The 12,805-nt window shown below is 64.4% G+C and carries 9 protein-coding genes and 1 tRNA gene; 8 read left to right on the top strand and 2 right to left on the bottom strand.

What is annotated here, in order from left to right:
- Positions 1 to 83 precede the first annotated feature (83 nt).
- From topA to BH93_RS04390, 3 genes are read left to right on the top strand one after another with little or no spacing between them, the layout of a single operon-like run.
- The gene (gene topA, locus BH93_RS04380) at positions 84 to 3,092 is read left to right on the top strand and encodes a type I DNA topoisomerase (protein WP_037176028.1); all 3,009 of its coding nucleotides are present in this window, start codon (positions 84 to 86) and stop codon (positions 3,090 to 3,092) included.
- Between the two features lie 18 nt (positions 3,093 to 3,110).
- The gene (locus BH93_RS04385; protein WP_037176029.1) at positions 3,111 to 3,779 is read left to right on the top strand and encodes a DUF3558 family protein; all 669 of its coding nucleotides are present in this window, start codon (positions 3,111 to 3,113) and stop codon (positions 3,777 to 3,779) included.
- A 27-nt stretch (positions 3,780 to 3,806) separates the two neighbouring features.
- Positions 3,807 to 4,994, top strand: a complete 1,188-nt coding sequence (locus BH93_RS04390) for a DNA polymerase III subunit delta' (protein ID WP_037176031.1) — start codon at positions 3,807 to 3,809, stop codon at positions 4,992 to 4,994.
- On the opposite strand, the gene BH93_RS04395 is transcribed toward BH93_RS04390, so the two are convergent.
- Positions 4,991 to 5,509 (bottom strand): CGNR zinc finger domain-containing protein, encoded by a 519-nt coding sequence (locus BH93_RS04395; RefSeq protein WP_037176033.1) that lies wholly within the window; start codon positions 5,507 to 5,509, stop codon positions 4,991 to 4,993. The genes BH93_RS04390 and BH93_RS04395 overlap by 4 nt on opposite strands.
- 87 nt (positions 5,510 to 5,596) lie before the next feature.
- Between BH93_RS04395 and BH93_RS04400 the strand changes: the two genes are divergently transcribed.
- The 3 genes from BH93_RS04400 (at position 5,597) to BH93_RS04410 (ending at position 7,589) form a co-directional block, all read left to right on the top strand.
- On the top strand, positions 5,597 to 6,292 hold the full coding sequence (locus tag BH93_RS04400) for an SDR family oxidoreductase (protein WP_037176035.1): 696 nt from the start codon (positions 5,597 to 5,599) through the stop codon (positions 6,290 to 6,292).
- A 66-nt stretch (positions 6,293 to 6,358) separates the two neighbouring features.
- Positions 6,359 to 6,431: transfer RNA gene (locus tag BH93_RS04405), tRNA-Thr, on the top strand.
- Between the two features lie 144 nt (positions 6,432 to 6,575).
- A complete protein-coding gene (locus BH93_RS04410; protein WP_037176922.1) occupies positions 6,576 to 7,589 on the top strand; it encodes a zinc-binding dehydrogenase in 1,014 nt (337 codons plus the stop codon).
- A gap of 54 nt (positions 7,590 to 7,643) precedes the next feature.
- On the opposite strand, the gene BH93_RS04415 is transcribed toward BH93_RS04410, so the two are convergent.
- Entirely contained in the window at positions 7,644 to 8,741 is a 1,098-nt protein-coding gene (locus tag BH93_RS04415) for a DNA alkylation repair protein (RefSeq protein ID WP_037176036.1), read from the bottom strand.
- 349 nt (positions 8,742 to 9,090) lie between these two features.
- On the opposite strand from BH93_RS04415, the gene BH93_RS04420 reads away from it, so the two are divergent.
- Both BH93_RS04420 and BH93_RS04425 read left to right on the top strand, forming a co-directional pair.
- Positions 9,091 to 11,616, top strand: coding sequence for a putative bifunctional diguanylate cyclase/phosphodiesterase (locus BH93_RS04420; protein WP_165712636.1), 2,526 nt, complete (start codon positions 9,091 to 9,093; stop codon positions 11,614 to 11,616).
- 63 nt (positions 11,617 to 11,679) lie between these two features.
- The gene (locus BH93_RS04425) at positions 11,680 to 12,771 is read left to right on the top strand and encodes a spore photoproduct lyase family protein (protein WP_037176038.1); all 1,092 of its coding nucleotides are present in this window, start codon (positions 11,680 to 11,682) and stop codon (positions 12,769 to 12,771) included.
- Positions 12,772 to 12,805: the final 34 nt, after the last annotated feature.

The raw sequence follows: 12,805 nt of genomic DNA on the forward strand, positions 1-12,805 counted from the left end.
TTTGGTCGACGTATGTCAGTCTGTTAGTAGTGGGACAGGCAAATCTGCCTGTGAAAACGCACTAGGGAAGGTTCGGCAGCAAGGTGGCAGCACGTAAGAACGGCACGGGGGACAGCTCCGCCGAGCCGCGTCGTCTGGTCATCGTCGAGTCTCCGACCAAGGCAAGGAAGATCGCCCCGTACCTGGGGAGCAACTACGTCGTCGAGGCCTCCGTCGGCCATATTCGCGACCTTCCCCGCGGTGCCGCGGACGTCCCCGCCAAGTACAAGGGCGAGCCCTGGGCGCGTCTCGGTGTGGACGTCGACCACGACTTCGAGGCCCTCTACGTCGTCTCGCCCGAGAAGAAGGGCAAGGTCGCAGAGCTGAAAAGTCTGCTCAAAGACGCCGACGAGCTGTATCTCGCCACTGACCCCGACCGCGAGGGTGAGGCCATCGCCTGGCATCTCCTCGAGACCCTGAACCCCAAAGTCCCTGTTCGACGCATGGTCTTCCACGAGATCACCAAGCCGGCGATCCTCGCGGCCGCCGCCGACACTCGCGACCTCGACCAAGACCTGGTCGACGCCCAGGAGACCCGTCGTATCCTCGACCGTCTCTACGGCTACGAAGTGAGCCCGGTGCTGTGGAAGAAGGTCATGCCGAAGCTGTCGGCGGGCCGAGTGCAATCCGTCGCCACCCGCATCATCGTCCAGCGTGAGCGCGAGCGGATGGCATTCCGCAGCGCCGAGTACTGGGACATCTCCGCCACGCTCGACGCCGGTGCCGAGGCGAGCCCGCGCAGTTTCGGAGCCCGGCTGGTCAACGTCGACGGCAATCGCGTCGCCGCCGGTCGCGATTTCGGGGCCGACGGCAAACTCAAGACCGAGTCCGTGACCGTGTTGGACGAACCGCGTGCCCGACGCCTCGCCGAGGCTCTCGAAGGCGTCGATCTGACGGTCGCGTCGGCAGAGGACAAGCCGTACACCCGCAAGCCGTACCCGCCGTTCATGACGTCGACGCTGCAGCAGGAGGCCGGTCGCAAGCTGCGGTTCAGTTCCGAACGGACCATGCGAGTGGCGCAGCGTCTGTACGAGAACGGCTACATCACCTACATGCGTACCGACTCGACGTCGCTGTCCGCGTCGGCGGTCTCCGCGGCACGGGCGCAGGCAACCGAGCTCTACGGCCCCGAGTACGTGCATCCCACTCCCCGGCAGTACACCCGCAAGGTCAAGAACGCGCAGGAGGCGCACGAGGCCATCCGCCCCGCGGGTGACGTGTTCCAGACTCCCGGCCAGCTGCACTCGGCGCTGCAGACCGACGAATTCCGGCTGTACGAGCTGATCTGGCAGCGCACGGTGGCGTCGCAGATGGCGGATCTGCGCGGCACCACACTGACGCTGCGCATCACCGGAACCGCAGGCACAGGCGAGGAGTGCACGTTCTCCGCGTCGGGCCGCACCATCACGTTCGCCGGCTTCCTCAAGGCCTACGTCGAGAGCGTCGACGACGAGGCGGGCGGTCAGACCGACGACGCCGAGTCGCGTCTGCCCGCGCTGAAGGCCGGACAGGCAGTGACGGCCACCAAGCTCGATCCCGACGGTCACACCACCAACCCGCCGGCTCGATTCACCGAGGCGTCGCTCATCAAGACGCTCGAAGAGCTGGGAATCGGTCGGCCGTCGACGTATTCCTCGATCATCAAGACCATCCTCGACCGCGGTTACGTCTACAAGCGTGGCAGTGCTCTGGTGCCGTCGTGGGTGGCGTTCTCGGTGATTGCGTTGCTGGAAGCGCACTTCGGGCGTCTGGTGGACTTCGATTTCACCGCCGGAATGGAAGACGATCTCGACGCGATCGCGGGAGGCCGTGAGCGACGCGGCGATTGGCTGCAGAACTTCTACTTCGGCGGCGAGACCGGTGCCGAGGGTTCGGTGGCGCGATCCGGCGGCCTGAAGAAGATGGTGGGCCAGAATCTCGAAGAGATCGACGCCCGCACCATCAACTCGATCCGTCTGTTCGACGACTCCGAGGGACGCGAAATCCATGTGCGCGTGGGCCGTTACGGTCCGTACCTCGAACGCATGGTCAAGAACGACGACGATCCGGACGGCGATCCGATCAGCCAGCGGGCGAACCTGCCCGACGATCTGCCGCCGGACGAGTTGACGCTCGACTTCGCCGAAAAGCTCTTCGCCACACCGCAAGAGGGCCGCAAGCTCGGTGTGGATCCGTTGACCGGCCACGACATCGTCGCGAAGGAAGGCCGTTTCGGGCCGTACGTCACCGAGATCCTGCCCGAGCCGGAACCCGAGCCGACGCCGCCTCAGCCCGATATCGTGCCGATCCCGACCGGTAACGACGGTGATGGTGGCGGTGGCGTCAAGACTGCGGTGAAGAAGGCTGCAGCCAAGAAAGCACCGGCCAAGAAGGCTGCCGCGAAGAAGGCCACCGGCCCCAAGCCGCGGACCGGCTCGTTGCTCAAGTCGATGGATCTGGCGACGATCACGCTCGAGGATGCCCTCAAGCTGCTGTCGTTGCCGCGCATCGTCGGCGTCGATCCCGAGTCCAAGGAAGAGATCACCGCGCAGAACGGCCGTTACGGCCCGTATCTGAAGAAGGGCACCGACTCTCGCTCGCTCGCGGACGAGGATCAGATGTTCACGGTCAGTCTCGAAGAGGCTCTGAAGATCTACGCCGAGCCCAAGCGTCGCGGACGTCAGGGGGAGGCCAAGCCGCCGCTGCGAGAGCTGGGCGTCGACCCGATCAGTGAGAAGCCGATGGTGATCAAGGACGGCCGATTCGGGCCGTACGTCACCGACGGTGAGACCAACGCGAGTCTGCGCAAGGACGACGAGGTCGAGTCGATCACCGACGACCGTGCATCGGAGTTGTTGGCGGACAGGCGTGCTCGCGGCCCGGTGAAGAAGAAGGCACCGGCCAAGAAGGCGGCCGCCAAGAAAGCCCCGGCAAAGAAGACTGCGGCGAAGAAGGCTCCGGCCAAAAAAGCTGCTGCCAAGAAGACCGCCACCAAGACCACTGCTACCAAGACCACTGCCGCGAAGAAGGCCCCGGTCAAGAAGGCTCCTGCGAAGAAGACCGAGAGCGAATAGCCCGACGAGCTCGAAGTTGTGGACGGAAAGACGGCCGAAAGCCGCCGTAACTTCGAGTTCGGCGATCGGCGGGAACATTCGGTCGACGGGATGCGTCGAACCGTCGTGAAGCGCGGATTGATCGGTCTCGTAGCCCTCGGATGCGTCGTTGCCACGTCGACGGGCTGCTCTCAGGTGGTCCAGGGCCGAGCGACGGCAGCCGAGCAGGGTTCGGTGACTCCGTCGGTGTCCAGGCCGGACGTCCCGGCAGGTGAGCTGTTCGATCCGTGTTCGTTGCCGCTCGCGAGCTTGGATCCGACGGGCGCGCTCGAGTTGAAGGACTCGCTCACTCCAGGGATACCCGACACATCCGGCGTCTGTGTGTGGACGAGTTCGGACTACTCGCTGTCGGTGACCATGTCTGTTACCGAATTCCTGATTTTCTCCGATCCGAAGTCGACTCCGGACTTGGAGGACGTGCGGTCGGAGAAGGTGGGTGCCTTCACCTTCGACGTGTTTCGAATCGGTTCGACCCTCGACGACGACGGGAAGAGTCAGTCGTGCAATGCACAGACCACGACGTCCGGGGGAAACGTGAGCTTGAATGTGTTCGAGATCGACTTCGAGCCCACGGAACCGATCGATGCATGCGCGACGACCGAGAAGATTCTTCGGTCGCTCGAGCCGTTCCTGCCCGCGCCGGGGTAGTCGGACCCAACCGTTAGGGTTGGCGGCATGGTGGGTGTGTTCGATCGATTGGTCGGTCAGGAAGATGTCGAGGCCGATCTGACGGCTGCCGCGGTGGCTGCTCGTACCGGTGTCGACTCCTCGGCGATGACGCATTCGTGGCTCTTCACCGGCCCTCCCGGATCGGGGCGCTCCGTAGCCGCTCTGTGCTTCGCTGCGGCGTTGCAGTGCACCACCGAGGGTGTTCCAGGATGCGGTCACTGTCAGGCGTGTTCGACGACGATGGCCGGTACCCACGGCGATGTGCGACGCGTCGTACCCGAGGGCCTGAGCATCAGCACCAAGGAGATGCGCGACATCGTGTCCATCGCCTCGCGTCGTCCCAGCACCGGGTTGTGGCAGGTGGTCGTGGTGGAGGACGCCGACCGTCTCACCGAGGGTGCCGGAAACGTTCTGCTCAAGGTGGTCGAGGAGCCGCCGGCGCGGACGGTGTTCCTGCTGTGTGCTCCGTCGGTCGATCCGCAGGACATCTCGGTGACCTTGCGCTCGCGATGCCGCCATGTCTCGTTGGTGACGCCCACGGTGCCCGCGATCGCGCAGGTGTTGCAGACCCGCGACAAGCTCGACGCCGAGACGGCCGAGTGGGCCGCGTCGATCAGTGGCGGGCATGTGGGCAGAGCGCGTCGGCTCGCCACCGACGAGGACGCGCGAGCGCGGCGCAAACGGGCGCTGGCTCTGGCGTCGGCCGCGGCTCGGCCCAATCAGGCCTACCTCGCGGCCGAGGAGCTGGTGAAGGCCGCCGAGGACGAGGCCAAGGAGATGAGCGCCTCCCGCGATGAGGCCGAGACCGAGGAACTGCGAACGGCTCTGGGCGCGGGCGGAACCGGCAAGGGTGCAGCGGGGGCGTTGCGCGGTTCTGCCGGTGTGCTCAAAGACCTCGAGAAGCGGCAGAAGTCTCGCGCCACCAGAACCGGTCGCGATTCACTGGATCGGGCATTGATGGATCTCGTCGGCCTGTATCGAGATGCACTCGCCCGCTCGTACGGATCGACCGCGACGGCAACGCACCCCGACATGGCCGAGCAAGTCGAGCGGATGGCGAAAGCCGTCTCGCCCGAGGCATTGCTGAAGAGCATCGAGGCGATCCTCGAATGCCGAGAGTCGTTGGCGGTCAACGCGAAACCGAAGTTCGCGATCTATGCGATGGTGGCGACTCTGGGAGACGTGCTGCGTTAGTCCTTCGCTTTTTTCCGCGCCCGCGAAGCCCGGAGATTGGCAACGTTGCCGCAGGTCTTGACGTCGTGCCAGACGCCACTGTTGTTGCGGGAGCGGTCGTAGAAGGCAGATCCGCACAACTCGTTCTTGCATCGCTTGAGTCGACGCCACGTGTCTGCCTTTTGTGCGAGAAGCACTTCGGACCAGATCTCCGACGCGATGTACTGGGCCCCGCTGCCGGTGGGCGAGAGTCGGACGATGCCATCGGTGTCCGGTATCAATTCGACGCTCACCACTGGGATCGGCGGTAGTTCTCCGGCGAGGGCTGCTTCGACGTTCGCTCGCAGCGTTCGGAGGGCCGTCGCGTCGTCGTCCGACAGCGGCATTTCCCAGGTTGTGGACGCTGCCTCGCCGTCGGCGATGAGGTCGGGGAGTCCGTACACGTCGATAGCTCGCGTGTTCAACAGATTCTGAACCACCTGCAGGCCGTCGGGTGCCGGTGCGAGGTGAAAGCGCTCTGTCGGCGACTGTGACATAAGTGAACAGTATTTGACTATGTCGTCCCGGTCAACTATTACTGACGTAGTCAAAAGCATTTAACCTCTGTCGTAAGGATGAGTCCGATGGTGTCGATTTCGGGAGCAACAGTGTTGGTGACCGGCGGTCAGCGCGGTTTGGGCAAGGCGACGGTCGATGCATTGCTCGAGCGTGGGGCAGCGAAGGTGTACGCGACTGCGCGGAACCCACGCGAGGACTCGGATCCTCGTATCGTCCCGGTAGTGCTCGACGTCACCGACGCGGATTCTATTGCAGCGCTTGGTGATATCGCATCCGATGTGTCGATTGTGTTCAACAACGCGGGCGCTCCCGGAACAACACCGTTGCTGACGACATCGATCGACGACGTGCGTGCGGTGTTCGAGACCAACGTGTTCGGGGCCCTGCGGATCGCGCAGGAATTCGCGCCGATCCTGAAAGCCAACGGCGGCGGAGCACTGATCGACATCCACTCCGTGCTGTCGTGGTTGGGCGGTGCGGGTGCGTACGGGGCATCCAAGGCGGCGATCTGGTCGGCGACCAACTCGCTGCGGCTCGAGCTGGCCCCGCAGGGGACGCTGGTCGTCGGAGTCCATCTGGGATATACCGACACCGACATGATCGCCGAACTCGACGTCCCGAAGAACGACCCACGTGACGTGGTGCGCCAGGTTCTCGACGCCGTCGAAGCGGGCGAGACCGAAGTGCTCGCCGACGACCTGACCAGGCACGTCAAGTCGATCCTCAGCGGACCGGCGGAAGGCCTCGGCCTCGCAGGCTGACCGCCGGGGGAGGCGATTTTCGTTTCGACCTGATGCTCCGTTAGACTCACCAACGCCGAAAGGCACGCCGCCTTAGCTCAGTCGGTAGAGCATTTCACTCGTAATGAAAAGGTCAAGAGTTCGATTCTCTTAGGCGGCTCACTCAGAAGGCCTCTGACATGCAAGAGCATGTCGGGGGCCTTTTCTGTTGTTCGATTCCGGCCGGATCGACCTGTTCGCCGCATCGGTCCTGCAAAATCAGCTCATGCGACCTGACGAGGTACACGGTGCCGGTGGGGGTCTTATGACAGCGATCGTCACGACCGGCACCGGTGGATACGACAAGCTCGTCGTCTCCGAGGTACCCAGACCCGTGCCGGGTCCGGGTGAGGTGCTCGTTCGAGTGTTGGCAGCAGGGATGAACAACACCGAAATCAACACGCGCGTGGGCTGGTACCAGGACGGTGGGTGGAACGACACGACACCGTTTCCGCTGATTCAGGGCACGGACTGCTGCGGGATCGTATGTGCGGACGCCGAGACCGACGAGTCCCTCGTCGGTCGCCGTGTCCTGGTTCGAGCGTGCATGCGTGTCGACGGATTCTCGTCGGGCGAGACGCGCTGGTTGGGATCGGACATGAACGGCGCGTTCGCCCAATTCGTCGTCGTTCCGGCGAGCGAGGTCTTCGCGGTCGAGTGTGGGTGGGCCGACGCAGAGCTGGCGACGATCCCGTGTGCGTACGGCACGGCGGAGAACATGATCGCTCGCGCAGGAGTGCGTCGAGGGTCGACGGTGCTCATAACCGGCGCGTCGGGTGGAGTCGGTTCTGCCGCAGTGCAACTCGCCGCTCGGCGAGGCGCACGCGTGATCGGTATCGCGAGCCCTGCCAAGCACGATCAGCTCCGCGAACTCGGCGTCGACGAGGTATACGGACGCGACGTGGACGTGGTGGGCACCCTCGGCAAGCGCAGCGTCGATGTGGTGATCGACAACGTCGCCGGCACAGGGTTCGGTCCGTTGCTCGATCTTCTCGTTCGTGGGGGAACCTACGTGTCCTCGGGTGCGATCGCAGGGCCCGTCGTCGAGTTGGATCTACGGACGATGTATCTGAACGATCTCACGCTCCTCGGGTGTACAGCGTGGGGCGAGGACGTGTTCCCGAACCTCGTGTCGTACATCGAAGCCGGTGAAATTAGGCCGTTGCTGGCCGATTCTTTTCCGCTCGAGCAGATCGCGGCGGCGCAGCAGCGCTTCGTGGAGAAGGACCACGTCGGAAAGTTCGTGCTCGTTCCGCCGGAGGTTCTCGATCAGGCGTGATCGGCAGCCGCGCGGGCACTGTGGCAATGGAGTGTTCGCCGTGCACACCCGAAACTAGCTCACGAGCTCGAACTCCGCGCGACCGTAACTCACACCGTTGATCTGGAGCTCGATCGCGTGCGGGCCGGGGTAGTACTTGCGTGTGGTCAACGTCCGGAACGAATGGTTCCGACGAACGTCGACGCTCTCACCGGGCGCGATCGTTGTTGTCTTCAGTTTGAACGTCTTTCCGGTCACCCCACCGTTGGCCTTCGTGTGGTGAACGATGTAGTCGATCACGACCTGTGCGGGTTCGAGGCCGAGGTTGCGGATCGATGCGCTGAATTCCAGGCTTTCCCCGATGGGCACCTCCGCGACGTCGAGGGCCGGGCCTGTCACGTCCAGTTCGGCCGGGGCGAACCCCAGTAGAGCAAGCGCATCGGTGTTTCCGTCCTTGATCACTGTCCGAAGCGCGTGTCGAACGAGCCGGCCGGTGTTCGCATCCGGGTCGTCGAGCCACCGCGCTGCGGCCTGGACGACGATGTCCGGGACGTCTCGACTGAAATCGTTGAGATGGTTGGCAACCGAACGTCGAACGTACTCACTGTCGTCTCGGTACAGCCTGTCCAGAATCGGCACCGTGACGCCCGGACGCTCGAGTATCTCGGGGACCCGAACCGACCACGGAAGGTACGGGCGGGTCCCTTCCGATGCCAGACGGCGCACGTGCTCGTCCGAGGATTGCGTCCATTCGAGCGCGATGGCGAGAGAGCGATCCAGATCGGCTCGAAGGAAAGTGCGGATGGCAAATTCCGAACTGAGTCGGCCGGTGAGCTCGGCGAGCAACGACATCCCGTCGTCGAACGCGCTCGAGGTCTTCTCCTCGACGGCCTTCGATGCAACAGCGCTCGTGACGGGCCAGACCAACCAACCCTGGAAGTCCGGATCCGTGGCTGCCCGTCGAATGGTGCCGGCGAACTGGACGTAGGTGCCAGGCAGTCCCGTCAGCAGTGCGTCACGCAGTAGATCTGCGCGCGCTCTGAGCGCGAGCGGCCCCAGAAGACCTGGCGAGGCATCGAGTAACGACAGATCAGCGCTCGGTGCGGCGGTGCGAACGGTGCGAAACAGCGCGCCGGCTGTGTCCGGTCCGATGAGTTCGTCGGCGAAGGGCATGAGAGGTTCTTACCCCGAAGCAGTGACATCGTAGGGATGCTGACTGTTTGCGGGAACTGGGCGCAGGGGCGAGATCGGCTCCAGTCGTCGTCGTCGGGCATGCGTAGATCCGAAATGGTCGCAGCGACACCCAAATTCGGGCGGCGCGAACGTCAGCGGTTCGAATCGGACTGGGATAGCCTTCGCGGATCAACAATGCGCTGGGCTGCTGGTCGACTGGAGTTCTCCGGCCGGACCGGCCCCTGTGCACCATGGGTCATAACCCTGGGGGGGGTCGCGTCGTGCCCGTCGTTCGTGTCGAGTTGCATCGGGGTGCGTGTTCCCGGTGCCGTTCCGGAGAATGTTCACTGTGAGCGGGTGGCTTTCGGTGGTGATTCTCAACGGAATCACCGCTGCTGCGTATCTGGGGATCGTGCTGTTCATCGTCCGGGGGCTGCTGCGAACAGGGCAGTTCCGAAACAATCGTTTGGCGGTGGCGACGGCAGCGATCTTTCTGACCTGCGCCGCTCATCACCTGGTTCATGCGGTGCACTTGCTCGCGGGGTTCGACGGCCATGCCTCGCATCTCGCCGCAGGCTCCGACACAGGGATGCTCGACGCGATGCGCGAGTCGATGGGAGGAAGCGTCGACGTTGCGGTGACGGCGTCGACCGCGCTCGCCGGCGTGATCTACCTGGGGATGCGTCGCTTCTACGGGCCGTTGCTCCGTTCGCCCGCGATGTTCGACGATGCGAGCGAGGCCCGATATCGGCAACTGGCGGCGAATCTACCGCACACGTCGGTGCTGCTCGTGGATTGCGATCTGCGGTTCGTCCTGGTCGAGGGTGCCGGTCTGCTGGCGGAGGGCTACGACCCGCGACGAATGGAGGGGCAGCTGTTGCGGGATATCGTGCCACCGGATGTCTTTGCTCATCTCGAGCCGCATTACCGAGCGGCACTGTCGGGCAACGTGTCTTCGTTCGACTCGGTCGGTTCTCGAACCGGCGCGACGTTCGAGGTCCAGGCGAGGCCTCTGCGTGACGATTCAGGTTTGATCGTCGGTGCGATGGTGCTCTCCGAGGACGTCACCGCCGAGCGGGAGGCAAGGTCCGAGCTCGAGCAGGCGCGAGCTTTCCGTGACGCTGTGTTGACGGCGTCACCGGACATCACCACGGTGACCGCTGTCGATACCGGCCGCGTGACGTGGGCTTCTCGCAGCCTTCGGTCGCTGCTGGACGGGCCGAATGCGGATGGGTCGGTAGACGACGATCGGCCGCCGTGGAGCGGGCTCGGTAGGCCCGACGACGCGACCGACGGGGACGATCGACTGGACGGGGTGGTGGAAGAAGACGTCGATGTCGTTCGCGCCGCGGACCGGGAAGCGGCATCGCTGCCGGAGGGGGAAAGCGTCAGCATTCGGTATCGAGTACGGGCGTCCGACGGCACCCTGCGGTGGCTGTCACGACGCACCACGCCGTTTCGGCACGGGCCGTCGGGTGCGGTGGCGGAGGTGCTCTCGGTCGTGCGGGAGGTGACCGACGTCGTCGAGGCGGAGCTCGCCCTCGAGCGGGCAGCCCTGCAGGATCCGCTGACCGGTCTCCCCAACAGGATGATGTTGCTGGACCGAATCGGCTCGGCGATCGAGCGCGGCGCGAGTACGGGGGCTGCGGCTGCGGTGCTGTTCTGCGATCTGGACGGGTTCAAACGAGTCAACGACACCGGCGGCCACGCTGCCGGTGACGCGGTCCTCGTCGAGGTTGCTCGACGTTTGCGCTCGGTGCTGCGAGCCGATGATTCGATTGCCCGAGTGGGTGGTGACGAGTTCGTTCTCGTCATCGAAGCGCTGCCCGCCGAAAGTGGATTCGGCAAGCGAGTGGGCGGTGGATTGGCCGAGCGCGTCGCCGAGCGAATCCGGACGGTGCTCGCGGCACCGATCGTTCACCGGGGTCGTCAGTACGTGGTGTCGGCCAGTGTCGGGATGGTGCTGGTTCGTCAGGGTGCCAGCGCGCAGGAGGTGCTGCGGGACGCCGACTCCGCGATGTACCGGGCGAAGCAACTCGGCAAGGACCGGATCGAACTCTTCGACGACGCGTTGCGTGCGAACGCACTCGAGCGTGCCTACGTCGAGCAGACTCTGCGGAGTGCGCTCGATTCCGGACGACGTGGGGCCGCGACTTTGAGCGTGGCGTATCAACCCGTCTACGATCTCGAGAGCCGGCAGCTCGCGAGTTTCGAGGCTCTGGCTCGCTTGCGTGACGACAGCGGCGCAGAGATCACGCCCGACAGATTCATCCCGGTGGCAGAGGACACCGGGCTCATTTCGGAGCTGGGCGAGCGGGTGCTCGACGATGCGCTCAGAACTCTCGCGCAGTGGCGGTTCGCGAACCCGCCCACCTCCGTGTCGGACGCCCCCGTCACTATCGCGGTGAACTTCAGTGCCCGGCAGGCTCAGCACGTCGACATGTCAGCGGCGGTGGGTGCTGCCCTCGCTCGGCACGACATGGCACCGGTGGATCTCGTCCTGGAGCTGACCGAGTCGGTGCTTCTCGAATCGGGTTCCTCGATGCTGCGTCAGCTGGGCGAACTGCGCGCACTGGGCGTTGGAATTGCCATCGACGACTTCGGCACCGGGTTCGCGAGCCTGCGGTACCTCGCCACTCTCCCGGTCAGCGCGGTGAAGATCGATCGTTCGTTCACGGCCACCATGACCAGCGATTCGACGAGTAGCAGCATCGTTCGGGCGATCATCAACCTCGCCCGCGATCTGAATCTGGGTTGTGTGGTCGAGGGCATCGAGACTCTCGACCAACTCGACGCACTGCCGAGTTCGGTTCAGGGACAGGGCTATCTGTTGGGCCGGCCCGCGAAGATCCCCGCTGACTCGTGGGGTTCCTGAATTTCTCGCCTGAGCTGCGGCAACCGGGAAGCATTGCGCTCGCCGGTGCGTTGAAGAGAAGTAATGGATGATCTTCTGGTTGGCCCCACCCGACTCTGGACGCCCTCTCGTGTCCTGGTCACCAAATCCGCGTCCGAGTTACCCCACACCGCAGAAATTCTTCGCCGTTGCGAGGCGGCCGGGGTCGACGACATCGACATCCTCCCGGGCGATCGCTTGACCGGATTGCGCGGTGAGTCCGAGCGAGAGACCTACGCGCGAGCCAAGACGACCATGGCCGTGGTGGTGGCACCGCCGAGTGTGATGAAACCCCAACCCATTCCGCCCAGTGCGGACTGGCGCATCGACCTTGCGAAGGGGTGCCCGGCGCACTGCCAGTACTGCTATCTCGCGGGCTCGTTGTCGGGGCCACCGATCACCAGAGTGTTCGCCAATCTCGACGACGTCCTGGCCGGTATCGGCACTCATGCGGGCCGTGGTTCCATCACCTCCGGCACCGAGGAGCGGGGCCACGAGGGCACCACCTTCGAGTTGTCCTGCTACACCGACCCATTGGGGATCGAACACGTGACGGGGTCCCTTGCGGAGGCCGTCCGCAGAGTGGGCGCGGGTGCGTACGGCGACGACGTGTCGCTGCGTTTCACCACCAAATTCGACGACGTCAACGAGCTGGTGACGCTGGACCATGGGCGCCGCACCCGAGTTCGACTGTCGGTCAACGCAGATGACATCGCACACCGATTCGAGGGTGGAACCGCACGTATGCCGGCGCGGATCGAGGCACTGCGGCAGTTGGCGCTGACCGGTTACCGAGTCGGTCTCACCATTGCCCCGATCATGCCCATCCCGGAATGGCGGGAGCAGTACGGGCGATTGCTGACCGATGTCGCCGACGCGTTGCGCGATGTCCCCGATCTCGATCTGACCGCCGAAATCATCACTCATCGGTTCACGCCGTCGAGCAAAGACGTGCTGCTGAGCTGGTATCCGGGCACGAAACTGGAGATGGACGAAAATGCGCGCACCGCAAAGAGAAACAAGTTCGGCGGAGTGAAGTACGTCTATCCCAAGGACACGATGGCCGAGATGCGCAGCTGGTTCACCGACGAGCTTCGCGGGGTCCTGCCCGACGCACAGCTGCTCTATTGGACCTGAAGTACCCCGACCTCGGACGTTTCGGACCTATGCG

Source organism: Rhodococcoides fascians A25f, from assembly GCF_000760935.2.
Classification (GTDB): domain Bacteria; phylum Actinomycetota; class Actinomycetes; order Mycobacteriales; family Mycobacteriaceae; genus Rhodococcoides.

Bases quoted from the DNA above. Each gene is read 5' to 3' on its own strand.
- BH93_RS04415 (WP_037176036.1), bottom strand. From the start codon at position 8,741: ATGCCCTTCGCCGACGAACTCATCGGACCGGACACAGCCGGCGCGCTG.
- BH93_RS04400 (WP_037176035.1), top strand. From the start codon at position 5,597: ATGGTGTCGATTTCGGGAGCAACAGTGTTGGTGACCGGCGGTCAGCGC.
- BH93_RS04395 (WP_037176033.1), bottom strand. From the start codon at position 5,509: ATGTCACAGTCGCCGACAGAGCGCTTTCACCTCGCACCGGCACCCGAC.
- BH93_RS04410 (WP_037176922.1), top strand. From the start codon at position 6,576: ATGACAGCGATCGTCACGACCGGCACCGGTGGATACGACAAGCTCGTC.
- BH93_RS04425 (WP_037176038.1), top strand. From the start codon at position 11,680: ATGGATGATCTTCTGGTTGGCCCCACCCGACTCTGGACGCCCTCTCGT.
- BH93_RS04390 (WP_037176031.1), top strand. From the start codon at position 3,807: ATGGTGGGTGTGTTCGATCGATTGGTCGGTCAGGAAGATGTCGAGGCC.